Source organism: Maribellus sediminis (assembly GCF_011799805.1).
Classification (GTDB): Bacteria; Bacteroidota; Bacteroidia; order Bacteroidales; family Prolixibacteraceae; genus Draconibacterium; species Draconibacterium sediminis_A.
In genome coordinates this window covers 1011990-1030552 of record NZ_WXUB01000002.1, presented here as the reverse complement: position 1 = coordinate 1030552, position 18563 = coordinate 1011990, and the positions used below count along the sequence as shown (strand labels likewise).

The 18563-nt window shown below is 42.2% G+C and carries 13 protein-coding genes; 2 read left to right on the top strand and 11 right to left on the bottom strand.

Translation table 11 applies throughout. The annotated features are described in order from the left end of the window. Positions 1 to 75 precede the first annotated feature (75 nt). The 4 genes from HFD85_RS10495 to ilvD form a co-directional block, all read right to left on the bottom strand. A complete protein-coding gene (locus HFD85_RS10495) occupies positions 76 to 420 on the bottom strand; it encodes an iron chaperone (protein WP_167608773.1) in 345 nt (114 codons plus the stop codon). An 86-nt stretch (positions 421 to 506) separates the two neighbouring features. Beyond that, entirely contained in the window at positions 507 to 1049 is a 543-nt protein-coding gene (gene ilvN / locus HFD85_RS10490) for an acetolactate synthase small subunit (protein ID WP_167608770.1), read from the bottom strand. 29 nt (positions 1050 to 1078) lie between these two features. Continuing rightward, a complete protein-coding gene (gene ilvB / locus HFD85_RS10485) occupies positions 1079 to 2776 on the bottom strand; it encodes a biosynthetic-type acetolactate synthase large subunit (RefSeq protein ID WP_167608767.1) in 1698 nt (565 codons plus the stop codon). Positions 2777 to 2836: 60 nt separating this feature from the next. Continuing rightward, positions 2837 to 4666 carry a dihydroxy-acid dehydratase gene (gene ilvD / locus HFD85_RS10480; protein WP_167608764.1) on the bottom strand — a complete coding sequence of 610 codons (1830 nt, stop codon included), beginning with the start codon at positions 4664 to 4666 and terminating at the stop codon, positions 2837 to 2839. A 376-nt stretch (positions 4667 to 5042) separates the two neighbouring features. Here ilvD and HFD85_RS10475 point away from each other — a divergent pair, with 376 nt between their 5' ends. Beyond that, positions 5043 to 6509 (top strand): TolB family protein, encoded by a 1467-nt coding sequence (locus HFD85_RS10475; RefSeq protein WP_167608761.1) that lies wholly within the window; start codon positions 5043 to 5045, stop codon positions 6507 to 6509. 10 nt (positions 6510 to 6519) lie between these two features. Beyond that, positions 6520 to 8280: a DUF6057 family protein gene (locus HFD85_RS10470; protein WP_167608758.1), complete on the top strand. Its 1761-nt coding sequence runs from the start codon at positions 6520 to 6522 to the stop codon at positions 8278 to 8280. Between the two features lie 22 nt (positions 8281 to 8302). Here HFD85_RS10470 and HFD85_RS10465 read toward each other — a convergent pair whose 3' ends face one another. The 7 genes from HFD85_RS10465 to HFD85_RS10435 form a co-directional block, all read right to left on the bottom strand. After that, on the bottom strand, positions 8303 to 9028 hold the full coding sequence (locus HFD85_RS10465; RefSeq protein WP_167608755.1) for a hypothetical protein: 726 nt from the start codon (positions 9026 to 9028) through the stop codon (positions 8303 to 8305). A 46-nt stretch (positions 9029 to 9074) separates the two neighbouring features. Continuing rightward, positions 9075 to 10313 (bottom strand): MFS transporter, encoded by a 1239-nt coding sequence (locus HFD85_RS10460; protein ID WP_167608752.1) that lies wholly within the window; start codon positions 10311 to 10313, stop codon positions 9075 to 9077. Between the two features lie 100 nt (positions 10314 to 10413). After that, a complete protein-coding gene (locus tag HFD85_RS10455; RefSeq protein WP_167608749.1) occupies positions 10414 to 12285 on the bottom strand; it encodes a RagB/SusD family nutrient uptake outer membrane protein in 1872 nt (623 codons plus the stop codon). A 30-nt stretch (positions 12286 to 12315) separates the two neighbouring features. Then, positions 12316 to 15741 carry a TonB-dependent receptor gene (locus tag HFD85_RS10450; RefSeq protein ID WP_167608746.1) on the bottom strand — a complete coding sequence of 1142 codons (3426 nt, stop codon included), beginning with the start codon at positions 15739 to 15741 and terminating at the stop codon, positions 12316 to 12318. A gap of 127 nt (positions 15742 to 15868) precedes the next feature. Next, complete coding sequence (locus HFD85_RS10445) at positions 15869 to 16837, bottom strand: FecR family protein (RefSeq protein ID WP_167608744.1); 969 nt, start codon at positions 16835 to 16837, stop codon at positions 15869 to 15871. Positions 16838 to 16901: 64 nt separating this feature from the next. Then, on the bottom strand, positions 16902 to 17501 hold the full coding sequence (locus tag HFD85_RS10440) for an RNA polymerase sigma factor (protein ID WP_167608740.1): 600 nt from the start codon (positions 17499 to 17501) through the stop codon (positions 16902 to 16904). Between the two features lie 197 nt (positions 17502 to 17698). After that, positions 17699 to 18502, bottom strand: a complete 804-nt coding sequence (locus HFD85_RS10435; RefSeq protein ID WP_206081939.1) for an SGNH/GDSL hydrolase family protein — start codon at positions 18500 to 18502, stop codon at positions 17699 to 17701. Between the last annotated feature and the right edge of the window lie 61 nt (positions 18503 to 18563).

Sequence of the window (18563 nt, the reverse complement as noted above, 5' to 3'; positions counted from 1 at the left end):
GTACGAAAACTAAATAAATGAGTTCTTCAGCTTGTTGCATTATGTTTTATCAGCAAAACATAATTAACATCAAACTTATGGTGCCTTATTTTCTGCTATTCTGAATTCTACGATCCTTCTGATAAGGTGGACAGGAAGCGGATTGGAAACCGGGAACTGCACTGAACCTTTTCCCTGTTTGTAACCGGCAAGCTCTTTTGCAAATTCGTTATGACCACTGGGGGTGGCATAAAAACCTATGTGATTTTTATAGCCCGCAAAATACACCAGTGGTTTTCCGTTTAGTTTGTAAGCTGACATTCCATACGAAATACTTTCAACAGCATCGGGTGCTGTTTCTAAAATAAGCTTTCTCATTTCTTTCAGGAGTTGCTGAATATTGACAGGAAACCCTGCGATGTATTGATCTACTGCGTTCATGTTTCAATTTACATACATTTTTTTGAAAAACTAAAAAGCCTGTTTCAAATGCGAAACAGGCTCATTTATGTAATATCTGAATTGGATTAGTCCATGCTATCCAGTAAGGCATCTCTTTCTTTCAGGAACTCTGAAAGGCGTTCGATCGGATCGCGGGTGATGGCCACACGACCAGAGCGGATAAACTGCATTACCTTAAACTTATTGAGCTCTTCGAACAAGGCCTGAGTTTCTTCTTTATGGCCTGTTTTCTCGATCACCACATAGTTTTTTGTAATCTCCAGAATACGAGCGCCTGCATTTCGAACCATATTTTCAATATCGTCGCTCTCGTAGATCGGCTCGATCGGTACTTTATAGAGCGCGATTTCCTGGTACACCATTTCATCGTTGGTGTGGTAAAATGCTTTCAGAATATCGATCTGTTTTTCGAGCTGACCAACAACTTTTTTCACTTGCGCTTCCGTTTCCTGAATCACAATGGTGAATTTGAAAATACCCTTAATAGCAGATTCTGATACAGTTAAACTTTCGATATTTATTTTACGACGAGTAAACATTATCGTAATTCTTGCCAGCAAACCAATGTGGTTCTCGGAATATACTGTTACAATAAATTCTTTTTTCATTTTTCTTTTTTTAAGCGTTCCAGGTTAAATTATGGTTCAAGTAATACGTCGGAAACCGAAGCTCCGGTTGGTACCATCGGGAATACATTGTCCTCTTTTTCGATAACAACCTCCAGCAAATACGGACCGTCGTGGTCTATCATCTTCTGAACACCGGCATCAAGGTCTTCGCGTTTTTCCACTTTGTGGCCTTCAATTCCAAAACCTTTGCCGATCATGATAAAATCGGGGTTTTGCAACTCGGTAAACGAATAGCGTTTATCGAAGAACAATTGCTGCCACTGGCGCACCATCCCAAGGAAGTTGTTGTTAAGAACAATAATTTTAACCGGTAGTTTATTTTGTGCAATGGTACCCAATTCCTGGATGGTCATTTGGAAACCACCATCGCCAATTACTGCAATAATTGTCCGGTCAGGCGCTCCAAGTTGTGCCCCCATACTGGCTGGCAGGCAAAATCCCATGGTTCCCAGACCTCCGGAAGTAACATTGCTACGCGATGTTTTAAATTTGAAGTAGCGCTGTGCAACCATCTGGTGCTGACCCACGTCGGTAACCAGAATGGCATCGTGGTTGGTTTTTTCAGAAGCCAGGCGAATTACTTCACCCATAGTCAATCCGGGTTTGGTAGGATGAAGGTCTTTATCGATCACTTTTTCCTTTTCAATTGCCATGCACTTGTTGAATTCACCCAGCCATTCACTGTGCTGGTTTTCCTTCACATTGGCCGTAAGCATTTTCAGGGATTTCTTCGCATCGCCCACAACTCTTACGTCGGTTTTTACGATCTTATCTACTTCTGCCGGATCAATCTCGAGATGAATGATCTTGGCCTTTTTTGCATATTCACTTACTTTTCCGGTCACACGGTCGTCGAAACGCATTCCAACGGCGATGATCAGATCGGCTTCGTTTGTGAGCAGGTTCGGACCGTAATTTCCGTGCATTCCCAACATACCAACATTTTGTGGATGATCGGTAGGTAAAGCTGAAAGTCCCATGATGGTCCATGCAGCAGGAATGCCGGTTTTTTCAACAAATGCTTTTAACTCTTCTTCGGCACGACCAATAATAATACCGTGACCGAAAAGCAACAAAGGCTTTTTCGCGGCATCGATCAATTCGGCAGCAGCTTTTACCTGATGCGGATCAACCGGTGTTTCAGGAAGATAGGAGCGTATTTTTGTACATTTCTTGTATTCAAAATCAAGTTCGCCAAACTGCGCATCTTTCGTTAAATCGATGAGCACAGGTCCCGGACGTCCGGAATTGGCAATGTAAAAGGCCTGAGCAATTGCTTCAGGAATTTCTTCGGGTGTAGTAACCTGGTAGTTCCATTTAGTTACCGTAATCGACATCCCAACAATATCCGATTCCTGGAAAGCATCGGTACCTAGCAATGGCGAGGCCACCTGTCCGGTAATACAGACTAATGGTGTGGAATCAATCATGGCGTCGGCAATACCTGTCATCAGGTTAGTTGCACCCGGGCCTGAAGTTGCAAAGCAGACACCGGGTTTCCCTGTGACTCTTGCATAGCCCTGAGCTCCATGGATGGCTCCCTGCTCGTGGCGGGTTAGAATGTGTTTTACATTTTGATCGAAATCGTACAAAGCATCGTAAACAGGCATAATTGCGCCTCCCGGATACCCAAAAATGGTATCAACTCCTTCTTCCAGTAATGAAAGGATCAATGCTTGCGAACCGGTAACTTTTTTAGCTGTCATACTGTTTGATTTTATCTGCCATAACAGGCTATGTCTATATTTTGTTTTTCAATGTTAGTTCTAATCTATTAATCTTATTGCTCCAAGATCGGCTGAAGAAACCAGACTGGCGTAGGCTTTCAGTGCCTTCGACACGTTTCGCTCACGTGCACCGGGTTTCCATGCTTTATCACCTTTTGCGTCTTCGGCTTTCCGGCGGTTTGCCAGTTCTTCATCCGAAATCAACAGGTTGATAGAACGTGCCGAAATATCAATCTCAATTTTATCGTTGTTTTGTATCAATCCGATGGCTCCGCCTCCTGCAGCTTCGGGTGAAACATGTCCGATAGAAAGACCCGAAGTTCCTCCCGAGAAACGTCCGTCGGTGATCAGGGCACAATCTTTATCCAACTGCATCGATTTCAGGTACGAAGTGGGGTAGAGCATTTCCTGCATTCCCGGACCACCTTTCGGGCCTTCGTAACGAATAACGATAACATCTCCTTTTTGTACGGTATCGCCTAAAATGCCATTTACTGCATCATCCTGCGAATCGAAAACTTTAGCTGTTCCTGTGAATTTGAAAATGGAGGAATCCACTCCTGCTGTTTTTACAATACAGCCTTTTTCAGCGATATTTCCAAAAAGAATAGCCAGTCCTCCATCTTTGTTGTAGGCATGCTCCATATCGCGGATGCAACCTTTTTCGCGGTCGGTATCCAGTTCCTTGTATTGGCTTTCCTGCGATCCCATTACCAGGTTTCTGCCTCCGCCGGGAGCCGATTTAAATCTTCTGATGGCATCATCGCTAACCGTTTCACTCATTAAATCATATTCCGCAATTGCTTCAGCCAGTGTTTTGCCATCAATCCGGTTAACGGCGGTCTCAAGCAATCCACCGCGATTAAGCTCGGCCAGAATGGATAAAATACCTCCGGCACGGTTTACATCCTGAATGTGGTAATGAGAATTCGGAGCTACCTTACAAAGGTTAGGTGTTTGGCGCGAAAGCTTGTCGATGTCGCTCATGGTGAAATCAACGCCTGCTTCGTGTGCTATGGCCAGCAGGTGAAGAACCGTGTTGGTCGATCCGCCCATGGCAATGTCCAGCTTCATGGCATTGAGGAAAGCATCGCGGGTAGCGATACTTCTTGGAAGCACGCGGTCGTCGCCTTCGTAATAATACGTTTTTGTTGCCGTAACAATTTTCTCAACTGATTCCTCAAACAAACGTTTTCTGTTGCCGTGAGTAGCAACAATTGTTCCGTTGCCGGGAAGCGCTAGACCGATGGCTTCTGCCAGACAGTTCATTGAATTGGCAGTGAACATTCCTGAACACGAGCCACAGGTAGGGCAGGCGTTCTGTTCAACACGGGTAAGGTATTCGTCAGAAACATTTGTGTCGGCGGCCATTACCATGGCATCTACCAGGTCGAGGTACTTGTCGTCCACTTCACCGGCTTCCATCGGTCCGCCCGAAACAAATACTGCCGGAATGTTTAAACGCATGGCGCCCATCAACATTCCGGGTGTAATTTTATCGCAGTTCGAAATGCAGATCATCGCATCCACCTTGTGTGCATTGCACATATATTCAACACTGTCGGCAATTACATCGCGCGAAGGCAGTGAGTACAACATACCGTCGTGCCCCATGGCAATACCATCGTCTACTGCAATGGTGTTGAACTCGGCGGCGAAATAACCGTGTTTTTCTATCAGGCCTTTCAGGTATTGACCAATTTCGTGGAGGTGTGCGTGTCCGGGTACAAATTGTGTAAATGAGTTTACAATCGCAATTATCGGTTTACCAAATTGCTCTTCTTTTACGCCATTTGCTCTCCAAAGGCTTCTTGCTCCAGCCATTCGGCGACCTTTTGTTGTGGTATCGCTTCTTAATGGAATCTGCATACTATTTTGTCTTTTACTGTCGGTTTAAATATTAAAAAAGCCTTTCTCTTTTTTGAGAAAGGCTTGTAAATATCGTTCAATTTATAACATGATCTAACCTTCCTCAGAAAATCCAAGAATGACAACCAGAAGGACTAGAATGTTATTAATTACTCTCATCGTATAATTTTGACTTCGGAAACAAATGTAGAAATTATAATTAATAAGCAAAACGATTTGAAATTAAAAAATAGCTTTTTATACGAAATTTAAAGTTTAGCATGATATTTAGCACGGATTGATAACCGATATGCCAAAGCAATTTTATACTTAATTATACGCGTAAATATTTGGTTAATACAATTTTCAACTTTTACTTTATACAAAATCTAAACTTATGAGCATTCGCGGGTTCTACATACTTGTGATTAGTAGTATTTTTTTATGGAGTTGCACGGGAACACCCGGCGATGACCTGAAAAGTACAGAAACACTGCCCCATATAAAGCCGGATTACACCGCATTAACAATACCTTTCAATATTGCTCCTTTAAATTTTAAGGTGGTGGATGAAAATGAAGCCTGCGTGGTAAAAGTTGTTGGAGCGGATGACCAAGGTTTTACCGTTCAAAGTAAAAACAGCATCATTCAGTTTCCCGAGCGAAAGTGGAAAAAGCTACTAAGCGAAAACAAGGGAAAAGAAATTTCGTTTCAGGTATTCGTAAAGCAAAGCGGAAAGTGGTTAAAATTGAAAAGTTTTAGCAACCAGGTTTCTGCGCAGGAAATCGATCCGTATTTGTATTATCGCTTGTTGTACCCCGGTTACGAAAGCTGGACCGAGATCAGCATTGTTGAGCGAAGTTTGGATAGTTTTAAAGAAAAGGTGGTGATCGAGAACAATGTGGTGGGGCAGAACTGCGTCAATTGCCACGCCTTTAACAACCAGAACTCCGATGATTTCATGTTTCACATGCGTGGAAACCTGGGTGGCACCTATTTTGCCGACGGTGACGATTTAAAAAAGGTAAACCTGAAAACGCCTGAAATGCAAAACGGCGCAACTTACCCGCGCTGGCATCCTTCGGGCAAATTTGTGGCTTTTTCATCGAATAAAGTCGTGCAGCAATTTCATTCAATGGACAATAAAAAGATCGAGGTTTCCGATCTTAATTCTTCGCTGGTGATGTACGATGTGGCTAAGAATGAAATGATGCAGGTGCCTGTTGATCCCGACAAGCAATTTATGGATACCTATCCCGAATGGTCGCCCGATGGTCGCTATCTGTACTTCTGCCGTGCAAAACAGATTGCTGAAGACTATGATTATCAGGATACAAAATACAACCTGTGCCGTGCCGAATTTGATCCCGAAACAAGATCGTTTAATGCACCTGAGCTGGTTTTTGATGCTGAAGCGATAGGCAAAAGCGTTTCCTTTCCAAGGATTTCGCCAAAGGGTGATGTACTTGTTTTCACCTTGCACGATTATGGTTGTTTTTCAATCTGGCATAAGGAAGCCGATTTGTACAGTATTGATCTTGCCGATTTTCAGGTTACAAAGTGTGAAGGAAACAGCGATTTTACCGAAAGCTATCACAGCTGGTCGACCAACAGCAGCTGGCTGGTGTTTAGCAGTAAACGTGACGACGGTTTAACTGCTCGTCCTTACATTTCGTTTGTTGATGAAAACGGAAATACCTCGAAACCTTTTATTCTGCCTCAGAAAGATCCGGAATTTTACGACGAATTTATAAAGACCTTTAATATTCCCGAATTTGCAACTGCCGATGTACATTTCAAACCCGGAAAGTTGAGAAGCACTGCCAATAAACAGGCGGTTCAGGCAAGTTGGGCAACGAACTAAAAATGACGCAATGAATTCAGTTGAACAAAAAAACAAACTGCTTTTTCGATTCTTTCCTTACCTGCTTTTGTTCCTGTTTGGAACCTTTTTTCTGTATCGCTTTACCGATTACATTTTTTTCTACCAGGAAAAATCATCCTTGTTCCTGGTTTCATTACCGTATTTAATCGATCACCTTCATTATCCGGGAGGATTTCTGGAGTATTTGGGAACACTTCAGACCAGTTTCTATTATTATCCAATTATTGGGGCTGTTCTGGTAAGTATCGAAGTTTGTGGAATTGTATTGCTACTGCAAAGTTTCGCCGAAAAGCCGGATCGAAGTCGGTTTGTTCTGGTGCCGTTTGTTGTTGGTGCTGCCATATTTTTAATGCAAACCAACTACCAGTACCAGGCTTTAAATACATTGGGAATCTTATTTCAGTTGATTTTGTATCGTGTAATCACGCCATTCAAACCTAAATTTCAGTGGATTTCTGTGGTGCTACTTCCACTGGCTTATTTTCTTTTTGGCAGCTTTTCTTTTTTGCTGCTCGGGATGATGACCTTGTTTTTTATCCTGGAGAAAAGTTGGTTAAAATTACTGGTAAGCTGGTTGGCTGTTGCTGTATTTTTTGTGTTTGGCAGCCGGCTTTTGTTTTACCAAACTACCGAATCATTGTTTGTTGCGCCGCTGGAAACAGTAGGAATTGGAGGACAAGTCAAGCTTTTTTCAGCAACGGCTTTGCTAATTCTGTTTGTTCCACTCCTTTCGAAACTGAAATTAAAAGTATTTGATCGGCTTAGAATAAAGAAAAATCACCTTAATCAGTTCACTCCATACATTATTCTTTTGGTGTTGGCTGTTTTGGTTTTTAATCGAGTTGATGAAAAGAACCGTGACTATTTTCAGGCCGAAAAACTGTTTTACGCGCAGCAATACGATGAGCTGATTCGTTTTAACCAACGTTTCCCAACCAACAACAAACTCACCTTGTTTCTGAACAATGTTGCTCTGGCCGAAACCGGCAAACTGGCTGATTCTTTTTTTCGTTTCAGGCAAAGCCCCGATGGAAGCACACTTTTTTTGAATTGGGAGATAATCAGCGAAATATTGAAACGCGGCGGATTTTATTACTATGCCACCGGAATGGTTAACGAGGCTCAGCGGTGGGCCTACGAATATATGGTGATGCAAGGAAATACGCCGGAATCGCTTACGATGATGATTAAAACCGAGCTGATAAAAGGCAATTACAAAACAGCAGAGAAATACATTTCAATACTGGAGAAGTCGCTGTTTTATAAGAAACGAGCACAGGATCTTCGAAAGTTCCTGAACGATGATCAGGCAGTATTGGCCGATAAGGATCTTGGCGAAAAAAGGCGGTTGGATACGAAACTTGATTTTTTTGTGCAAAGCGATAAACCGTGGGTAAACCTCCTGCCGGTTTTACAATCCGACTCAACAAATAGAATTGCTTTGGAATACGAACTGGCCTGGTTAATGCTTCAAAAAGATATGAAAGGCATTGTAGCACTGCTTCCTGCAATGGAAAAGGCAGGTTACACCAAAATTCCCAAAAATGTGGAAGAGGCAGTTGTAACCTATAAATTACTTCGGGTAGGAGAGCTGCCTGAATTAACAAGGCTTCAAATCAATCCGCAAACCGAACAACGGTTTCAACGGTACTACCAGCTTTTTCAGCAAAACCAGGGGAATAAGCAAAAAGCACAAAATGCGTTACGAGAGTTTGCTGATACATACTGGTATTATGTATTTTTTGATTGATTGTTGCTGTTAAATGTAGTGTTTAAAGCTGCAATGCATATTGCCCGGCCATTACGAAAATTGTATTTTGTGCAGCATCAAAAGCTTCGGTTCCGTGATTTATTGTTCCCAGTTCAACTATCGATTTTATAATGTGATTTTGCTGCATACTGTCGAGCAGGGGCTGATAATCGTCGAAGAACATTACTCTTGAAGTTGCAAAAGTTGGACCTTCAGCTGCGTAATCACCTGACTCTCCGTTTCTGAGGTCTTGCTTTATTTTAAGTTCGTTTAGTAAATCGAGCTTTTGTTGTTTGGTAGCACTTTTGAGAAAAACTTCCTGGGCCAAAACAACTTCAAGGTTGTAGGTATAGAAATTAAAACCACCGTGCTGAATCGACAGCAGATTGCGGTTGTAATGTATTGTATCAATCGAAATATATTTGGCAATAAGGTTCTCAAGTGCATCTTCCCGACTTTCAAGTTCAGGGAAACCATGGCTTCTTTTAACCATATCGTAACCACTTTGCAAACCACAGCAACCTGCCATTTGAATATACAGACTCGGAAAGTTGTAGGAAACGGCATCCACCAGATCTTTTGTTTCCATACACGGCCAGTATAACTCCGGGATCTTCCCGGGAATGGTATCCTTAAAATGTCCGGTGGCGTAGAAGTCGCACGGTTCCATTTCAGGTTCTGTTTCCTCCGGTTCCGTACAGGAAAACAGTCCGATCAGTAAAAAGAAAAGGGGGAAACAGTATTTCATAGTAAAGTTGAATTAGTAGATCATAGGTACTAATTTGCCTAAAAAACTATTCGCTTTTAGGAATTAAGCTTTCATCCTTTTTAAATAGGAGCATGAAAGCAATTAAGAGGACGGCTGAGCTTACTGTGATTATTCCCCAAATGGCATCCCAGTTGTAGCCACCATTGGTTTTGTAAAAGTCGATGATTTTGGCACAAATAAAATTCCCTACCAGCAGACCTGCGCCAAAAGTCACCAGGAAAATAAAGCCCTGTGCCTGCGATTTTAATTCAGCCGGTGCCTTTTTATCGATGTAAATCTGGCCACCAACATAAAAGAAACCGAAGATCAGTCCGTGAATCAAAATACCGATGTAATACATCCAGCTTTGGCTGATCACTCCTCCGGTGAAGAATGAAAAGTAGCGAATGAACAGGGCAACCAATCCGAAGATCATCACTTTGCGTAGTCCAAATTTTTTGATTGCAGGCGGCACTAAAAGCAAAAATCCCATTTCGGCTAAAACTCCCCAGTTCATGGTAACCGATATGTATTTGGTTTTTATGTGGAGTAAAAATTCGGAAAAAAAGGAAAAGTACATGGCAAAAGGGATCATCGATAAGAAGGAGAAAACGATAAAAACCGCAAAATTGCGATCCTTCATCAATTCTACCGATCTTAATCCGAATGCATCAATGAGTGAACCTTTTTGTCCTTTGGCGGGTGGGGGAGTATTGGGCAAAGTGAGGTTGGTTGCAATGGCAACCAGGCTTACTCCGGCACCGCAATAAAATGGCAGGTTTGTGCCGTCGAAATCAAGTTGAAGTAATTGAATAAAAATAACACTGAAAATACCCGAAGCTACCCAACCTATCGAACCAAAAATCCTGACTTTTGGAAATTGTTCCGAATCGAGATGAGCCATGGCGATGGAACTGGTAAGGCTCCAGCTTGGCATGTATCCTAACATGGCAATTACCAGGCAGATAAACAGAAAATCGGTATTATTGGTAGTTCCGGCCAGAAAGAGCATTACAGCATTAATGAGGTTGAGCACCGCCAGAACTTTTTGCCCCGCGAAAAAACGGTCGGCGAGCATACCTACAACAGGCGAGAAAATACACCCAATTGCCATGGAGCTTACAATCAATGACTTTTCGAGACTGCTTACCTCAAGGTTGGTAAGGTAGGCGGCCAGAGGTACCCACCAAACAGCATACATCATGTATTGCAAAAATAGCATTACTGAAAGTTTTATTTTGATTGCGCCTGATGTATGTCCCGGGGTAATTGCTCCTTGTTGCATGGTGTAAGTGTTATTGTGTTTTTTACGATATGGTTAGTCGAATATGAAAAAGACCGGCCACTGTGGGCCGATCTTTTTTATTATCCAGCTAAACTAACTATTAATTATACCCCGGATTCTGTTGTAACTGCGGGGCCTTATTTTGTTCTGTTCTCGAAATTGGCAGCCAGTAGTTCACGTCATTCCACGATCGGTTATCAACCACTGTTGAAGTGTCGTAGAACCATTCTGTAGTACCATTTGAATAATGGTAAATTTTAATCGCGTGAACGTCTTTAATGACATCTTCCGCAATCATCCATTTACGAATCATGTACCAACGGTCGCCTTCACCAAAGAATTCAACCTGACGTTCGTGACGGTACCATTCTCTGGCCTGCGCCTGATCGGTGGTCGTTTTATCGGGTAATCCTGCACGGTTACGAATCATATTTAATGCGTTCATACCTTTATCAACTTCTCCAAGTTCAATACAGGCTTCAGCATAATCTAAAATAACCTCTGCATATCTCATTTCAATCCATGCATTTTCGTTATTAAAGTACTGACCAACAGTTGCCGGATCCTGGTACTTTTTAATGTAATAGCCATTCTTGGTTCCGTTCCAGGCTTCAATTGGCCCCTGACGGGTATCCAAACCATTACTGATAATATCGTCCCTGCTGGTACCAACATAATAACCTGTTCTTACTTTATTCTCGGGATCAAGAGGTGCTGCATCATCAGGACGTTGAATCCATGGCGCTCCATCGAAAAACACTGTAGCATAAAAACGTGGTTCACGTCCAACGTATGGGTTAATCTCCGGATCGGCTGCCAATTCAGCAGCTGTTCCTTTTCTAAGAAACTCGTCGCCTGGGCTGTATTTATCCCAAACAAAAGGAGTTCCGTCGGCCATTTCAAACTCACGAACAACAGGTTCGTTCGGGCCGTTATTACCCCAGTTGTGGTACCCGCATGGTCCCCACCAACGGTTTTGAGTGGTGCGGTTACCCTGAGCCTGTAAGTGTTGAACACCCCAAATGGCTTCATCGTTCCATTCACCTTTCTGCGTGAAAATACTAAAGAAGTTCTCGGAGTAAGCCTGAACATCAGCTTCGGTTAATGGTGAAGGTGGATCATTTGTCGTTCCTGTAAGCGCGTAATTACCATATTTGCCATCCATAATTTCTTTGGCAATGGTTTGAGCCTGTGTCAGTAATGTATTCCGGCTATGTGTTTTGAATGAAACCAATGCATCGGAAGAATATCCACCATGCATTAATTCTCCTGTACTCCAACTTAGGATTCTTGATTTTAAAGCGGCGGCGGCTCCTTTTGTGGCACGTCCCTGCTCCATATCGCCTTTCTTTGGAAGCCCTGCAATGGCTTTATCAAGGTCGGCAAGAATAAAATCAAGCGTTTCGTCCAGTGAAGATCTTGTAATTGAAAGGAAATCTTCATCTAATTCATATGGCTTTTCTGCTAATACAACACCACCATACGAGCGCATTAGATTGTGGTAATCGAAAGCGCGGATAAAATAGGCCTCTGCCTTCATTTGCTCGATGAGATCCTTATCAGCAGGCTTTTCAACAGGAACATTATCAACATTGGCAAGAAATACATTAACGTTTTTAATGTTACCGTATAAGTTCCATGTAATCCAGTTAAAACGCCAGTTTCCAAAATGTCCCAATTCGTCGGGGCTCATACTTCCTTTAACAAAGGGGTAACCACCCGGACGGTGAATACATAATGCTTCATCGGTTGCACCAACAAGTAAATCTTCTCGTAAACCTAATAACATATTGTTGTCTACTCCAATAAAATCATAGCATCTTCCTAAATATGCTTTGGTTAGGTTTAAGTCTTCAAAAACAGATTCCTCGTTAAAGGCATCAACAGCCTTTTGGTCGAGAATATCGTCGCATGACGTTGTTGCCAACATAAGCGCCAACATCATTATTGAATATCCTAATATTTTTTTCATGTTCTTCATTTTTCAATAATTCATAATTCACTAAAAGGTAACCTTAACACCAAGAGCAAACGTTTTAACGGCCGGATAGGTTAATGGAGCACCAATTTCCGGGTCGAAGTTTTTCTGAGCGGCATAGATCAGGAAGAGGTTATTTCCTGCAAAAAATACCTGTGCTCTGGAAACTCCAAGATTACCAAAAACACTATTAGGAATAGTATACGTAAGAACGGCATTTTTCAAACGGCAGAATGCCATGTTATCCAAATGGTAGGTACTCATGTTACGGTCGAACGACCAGTACAAGTCGTCTCGGTTGTATGCTCTGGCTACGTCAGTGTTGGTATTGGTTGGTGTCCAACGGTCGTCGAAACTCCACTGTAAATAGTTACCCGCTTCACCACGACGTCCGTCAGAAATGTTCATACGGTAATAAGTTCCCTGACCTTGAGCCAGTACTGATAAGTTCCAGTTTTTGTAAGTCAGGTCCAGCGATAAACCGTACGATACTTCCGGAGCATCGGTTTGGTCAACAAGTATTTTATCGTCACTTGTAATCGCCTTGTCGCCATCAACATCCCTGAAAATTACATCACCAGGCTTTGCTCCGTCCCAGTGAGGATAGTTGTCAACTGCAGCCTGGTCGGCAAAAATGCCAATGGCATCGTACATTAACCATGCTCCGTAAGGGTGACCGGTGCGTTGCTGCCATGGTTCGGCACGTTCGGGTTCATCCATAAATACCACTTCGTTGTGGTTGTAACTGAAGTTACCGCTAACGTTCAATCTCCAGTCTCTGTTGAAATCTTTATGATAACCGGCTTCAATTTCAAAACCACGGTTATCTACCTCGGCAATATTTTCGTCGGGTAATGCCAAACCAGTAAATTGAGGAACCGATGCATCGCGTGATGCCAAGATATCGGAACGTTTACTGTAGAAGAAATCAGCATTTAACGAGAACATGTTATTCAATAACTGCGATTCGAAACCAAGGTTATAAGTGGTTTGTTTTTCCCAGGTAATATTTGGGTTAGCTACTCCTTGCTGTTGTACAACGGTTTCTACAACTTTTCCCGTGCCCATGGTTAAACCTGTTCCAAGCACGTATTTGTTCATAAACTGGAATGGATCACCCGGGTCCATACCCATTTTACCGTAAGAAGCTCTTAACTTAAAATAATTGATGAAGCCAATGTTGTTTTGCCAGAAGTCTTCTTCTGAGGCACGCCATCCTAATAATAATCCAGGGAAATTACCCCAACGGCTATCAGGTGGGAATTTCAGCGAACCATCGCGACGGAACAGCGCTTCAACCAAATATTTTCCTTTGTAGCTGTAGTTGAAACGTCCGATCCACGATTTTCGTGCATAAATACTCATGCTACCCCAGTTATCTTTGTCCTTGTCAGAACCGGCATCGATGGTTTGAACAACATCAGAAATGTAGTACTTACGGAATGCGCCGAAGTTATTCCAGTTCTGGTCAATTTGTTCGTAAGCACCAAATACATTAATTGAATGGTCGCCAAAATCGCGTGCATAGTTAAAGTTTACGTTTGCTAATTTACGTATACTTCTGCGGTAATCTTCTGCAAGCTCCGGCGCAGAATATCCTCTTAATGCAGGAGTTAATTCCATATTTGTAATGAAACCCTCCGAGTCGTACTCTGCTGTATCCCAGTTTTCGGTATAAAGCGTCCAGGGTTTACGGAAACGTTTACGGTACCAGTTTGAAATGTCATAGGTATAATATCCGCTGAGCGTTAAACCTTCGATCATTGGAGGAGTAATGGTTCCTTTAAAGGTAAACTGGTTGATGTAATCCGTTTGGTCATCGGTACCACCTTCAAAAGTTGAAGTTACAACCGGGTTATCACCGTACTCAATATCCGGTCCCGGTAATCCGTTTGGCCAGAACGACCAGCGGGTTGGGAGCAGACGTGTTGCCTGACCGTAAATGGCACCGGCACTTTTGGTTGGATAAAGCTTATGGTTAAGGAAACCTGCATAATCAACCGATGTGGTTAACCAATCAGTAATTGGCATTTCAAGTTTTGCACGCAGGTTGTATTGTTTGTAGTTGGTCGATTCCTGCTCGTAAATCGCTTCTTCGTTTTTGTAACCCAACGAAACATAATAACGCATACCGTTGGTAGTACCGCCGTCGATGCTGAAATTGTGCTTACTGGTTGTTGTCCAATCGGCTACCAAATCGCCCATCCAGTCACTGTTTGGATGTTGCCAGGGGTCCCTGCCACTGTAAAATAACGCGATGTCTTCATCGGTGTAGGTTCTGTTCCTGTTTTCATAATCCTGGTATTCGCTAAGCATGGTAGCATAGTCGCCGGCACTGGTTGCTTTCGGAAGAATTGTTGGGGTCATAAATCCCTGGTAGAACTGATAGTTCAAACGTGGTTTACCGGTCTGACCTTTTTTGGTAGTAACCAGAATTACACCGTTTGCGGCAGTTGCACCATAAATTGCTGCTGATGCATCTTTCAATACCGAAACACTTTCAATGTCAACCGGGTCGATATCGGTTAAAGAACGACCGGGAACTCCATCAACCACCACAAGTGGGGCAGTGTTGGCTTCGTCGTCGCCAAGTGTTGTACGTCCGCGTATTAAAAGCCTGGCATCACTTTGTCCGGGTTCACCTGTTTGCTGAATACCGGTAACTCCCGACATACGGCCTGACAGTGTGTTAGAAACATCGGCAGCCGGAATGGCTTCAATTTGTTCGCCGTTAACAGAAGAAACCGAACCTACTACATTGGCCTTTTTCTGAGTGGCATAACCCACGGCAATAACCTCGTCGAGTCCAATAGCTTCTTCTTCCATTGCAATGTTAAAGGTTGTCATGTTGCCAATGGTCACTTCCTGGGTTTTCATACCAACAAAAGAAAAAACCAGTACTTTGCTATCGGCAGGAACACCGCTAAGGTTAAAATTACCGTCGGCGTCGGTTACGATACCAACAGTAGTCCCCTTAACAATTACAGTAACCCCGGGCAGTGGAGTACCACCGGCATCAGTCACTTTACCCGAAACAGTTTTCTCCTGCGGGGTGCCTGCTTCTGAAGGTTCGCTTTTTTCCGATTCAGCAGGAAAAACAATAACCTGACGATCAATTACACGGTACTCTAACTTGTGCTGTGGAAGAATTTCATCTAAAATTTCTTCAACGCGGGCACCTTCAGTTGTAATTGTAACCTGCTGGTTGTCGTTTACAACGTCGTTGTTATAAACAAATTTAAACTCACTCTGATCAGAGATCGTTTGAAAGACTTCTTTCAGGCTTGCTTTTTTCATTTTCAGGTCGAATTTAACCGACTCTGAATATGTACTTGCCTGAACATTGATTACAATCGCCGTTAGCATTAATAAAACTAATGCAGAGACACGACGAAGTTTGCTTTGCCAACCCCGAATACGAGGCAGCATGTTTTGTTCGTTTAGTTCCATACAGTTAATGGTTTAGTTCATTAAACAAAAAATTAGTAATCACATTTTTGGAAGTAAAGAACTTAATAGCTCTTTACTTCCGATTTAGTTGGTATAGATCCGATATATCATAGCAATCGAAATCTTCTTATTTTGATTTTATAATAAATCCTCCTTCAGTTTTTTCATAAGCGAATGCTTTGGCTTCGCACAGGATTTTTATAATCCGTTCCAAAGGCTCGTTTTCAAATTCCGCCGTGTACCTTAAACGGCCAACAGCAGGGTCTGTGATAAATATTTTTGTTTTAAATCTACGTTCGAGTTTTAGTGCAATGCTAAACAGGTCTTCGTTATACAGGTATAAAATACCTTCTCTCCATTGCGCCGGTTTGCCCAGTGTTGTCCTCAGTACTTCTATCTCTCCGCTTTCAGGCGAGAAAAATGCTTTTTCTCCGGGCTTCATGATGATGCTCTGATGGGCTTTGTTATCGGTAATAAGTTCAACTTTTCCTTCGTATAATGAGATCTCCTGCCGGGCGTGCGGATTCATGGCAGCAATGTTAAACTTGGTTCCCAGAACCTTAGTGCTTAACATCGGTGTTTTTACGATGAATGGCTGATCCGGATTAGGAGCGACTTCGAAATAGGCTTCGCCAAAAAGAATCACTTCGCGTTTATCGCCAATAAATGGCTCGTTGGCCACAATGTATGAAATGGAGTTGAGCCATACCTGGGTGCCATCGCTTAATACCACTTTCTTTTGTTCACCTACATCGCAACGGTATTCGTTTAATGTAGTATGCTGACGAGGCGTTAAAATATAAGCTCCAACCGATACTACTAATAATACAGTAGCAGCAATTCCGAGTCGTTTCCAAAGTTTATTTTCCCGGCCTGAATGATATGTGAAACCAAGCTTTTTTTCGGTTTTCGATATTATATTATGCTGTTTTGTTTGTGGAAAGAAAAATTTCCAGAAGTGTGAAATTTGCTTTTGTCGTTTTTCGGCAGACTTATCTTTTTCCAACTCCTGTTGAAGCTTATTTGCCTCCTCAGGAGAAAGTCCATCGGTTAACTCTTTGGTTATAAGTCTGTAAAACTTGTCGTTTATAGTCATAAGTTGTCGTCTGTAAATTAAGACGCAGATTCGTTGAAATATACCTAGTGGAAAATGAACTTTTTTATAAAAAAAAGGAATAAAAGCTGGCTCGCTTTAAAGGATAGGAAGCTTTTTTGCTTTTCTTATCGATCTCGAGCATTTCGCTAATCTTTTTAACAGCAGCAATTAGATGATTATTTACCGTTTTCTCTGAAATTTCCATGATGGCTGCTATTTCTTTGTGTTTTAGCTCATTGATTTTGGCGAGCGTAAAAGCGAGCTGACATTTGGGTGGTAAACTTTGGATAGCCGCATGTATTCGATCCAGGTCTTCTTCGTCAATCAGATCATCCGACGGTCCGCTAACTTCAAGAAACATAAAATCGTTGTATTCATCAATAAGAACAATTTTATTTCCTTTGGCCGCTCTTAAATGCGATAAACAAGCGTTTTTAACACTAATAAAAAGGTAGGATTTTAAATTTTGGATATTGACAAGCTCTTTTCGCTTGTACCAGATTTTTACAAATACATCGCTCACAATTTCTTCCGACAATTCTTTGTTCCGAAGAAATCCCATGGCAAAATGTAACAACTCATCCGAACACAATTCCATGAGCTGCCTGAATTTCGCCTGGTTGCCCTGGGCAATTAAAAGTTGGTCCTTATGTTCTATAAGCATGAATAGTTTAGTTTAGTTAGTGCTTCCCTTATTGTAAAAGGAACATAGAAACCTTCTAGTTAGTGGTTTAAAGTTAGTAAAGCAAATCAAGATAAAAAATGATTCATGTAGAAATATTTGAAGCAAAAATGAATTAGTTGTTTTCGGATTTAGACAGTAGCCAGAACCAGAAGGTAATGGATTTGGGGTAAGTTCCTTTAGCTGTCGTAGTTATATCGGTTCAGAAAATCCAATCGTTCTGCTACTGTTTTTATCCATTCCCGGGCCATCAGTTCGTGCCCGAAAACAGTTGGATGTACGCCATCCCAAATCCAGTATTCGATAGGAGTATGCTTTGTTGCCTGCTCAAAAACCCCGGGATATTCCACACAAACAGCATCATATTCTTTTGAAATTTTTCGAACAACTTCGGCTCTGTCCTGTGTTTCCTTGTTCCAAAGTTCCCAGTTTTCGTTTCGTTTGCCTACCCGGTAAACAAAAGGAACTCCCAAAACAAACAGTATATCGGGATTTTGTGTCCGGCTCAAATCCAGTAGTCTGCGGTAGCCCGATTCAAATTCGCTCAACGTTTTGGGCTCTCCCAATTGTCGTACAATATCACCCACATCATTAATGCCCACTAACAGACTTAAAACATCCGGTTTTAAATCCATCGTATCGTTTTGCCATCTTTTTTCCAGTTTGGTTACGGTATCTCCACTGATTCCGCGGTTGAAAAAGGTAAAACCACTTGATGGAAAATCGGCGCCAACTCTGCTGGCTACCGAAAACGCATAACCGTGGCCCATTATGTGATTCGGATCTTCATTACGTCCACGATTCCCATCGGTTATTGAATCACCCTGGAAAAGGAAACGCAATCCTTTATATTCTTCCTTTACATCTGCTTTTGCACCTGAACAGGCCATAGTGCCACTTATTCCAACGAAAGCGCCGGCAAAGGCTGAGGTTTTAAGAAATGTTTTTCGTGATATTTTTGTTTCGCGGTTGTTATTTTTCATCGGATGATAGTATAGTATTGAACGTATCTTACAAATATAAGCAGGTAGCTTGCTAAACAAT

Coding starts and splice junctions, on each gene's coding strand:
- HFD85_RS10495 (WP_167608773.1), bottom strand. CDS start 420: ATGAACGCAGTAGATCAATACATCGCAGGGTTTCCTGTCAATATTCAG.
- HFD85_RS10450 (WP_167608746.1), bottom strand. CDS start 15,741: ATGGAACTAAACGAACAAAACATGCTGCCTCGTATTCGGGGTTGGCAA.
- HFD85_RS10470 (WP_167608758.1), top strand. CDS start 6,520: ATGAATTCAGTTGAACAAAAAAACAAACTGCTTTTTCGATTCTTTCCT.
- ilvB (WP_167608767.1), bottom strand. CDS start 2,776: ATGACAGCTAAAAAAGTTACCGGTTCGCAAGCATTGATCCTTTCATTA.
- ilvN (WP_167608770.1), bottom strand. CDS start 1,049: ATGAAAAAAGAATTTATTGTAACAGTATATTCCGAGAACCACATTGGT.
- HFD85_RS10475 (WP_167608761.1), top strand. CDS start 5,043: ATGAGCATTCGCGGGTTCTACATACTTGTGATTAGTAGTATTTTTTTA.
- HFD85_RS10435 (WP_206081939.1), bottom strand. CDS start 18,502: ATGAAAAATAACAACCGCGAAACAAAAATATCACGAAAAACATTTCTT.
- HFD85_RS10460 (WP_167608752.1), bottom strand. CDS start 10,313: ATGCAACAAGGAGCAATTACCCCGGGACATACATCAGGCGCAATCAAA.
- ilvD (WP_167608764.1), bottom strand. CDS start 4,666: ATGCAGATTCCATTAAGAAGCGATACCACAACAAAAGGTCGCCGAATG.
- HFD85_RS10445 (WP_167608744.1), bottom strand. CDS start 16,837: ATGACTATAAACGACAAGTTTTACAGACTTATAACCAAAGAGTTAACC.
- HFD85_RS10440 (WP_167608740.1), bottom strand. CDS start 17,501: ATGCTTATAGAACATAAGGACCAACTTTTAATTGCCCAGGGCAACCAG.
- HFD85_RS10455 (WP_167608749.1), bottom strand. CDS start 12,285: ATGAAAAAAATATTAGGATATTCAATAATGATGTTGGCGCTTATGTTG.
- HFD85_RS10465 (WP_167608755.1), bottom strand. CDS start 9,028: ATGAAATACTGTTTCCCCCTTTTCTTTTTACTGATCGGACTGTTTTCC.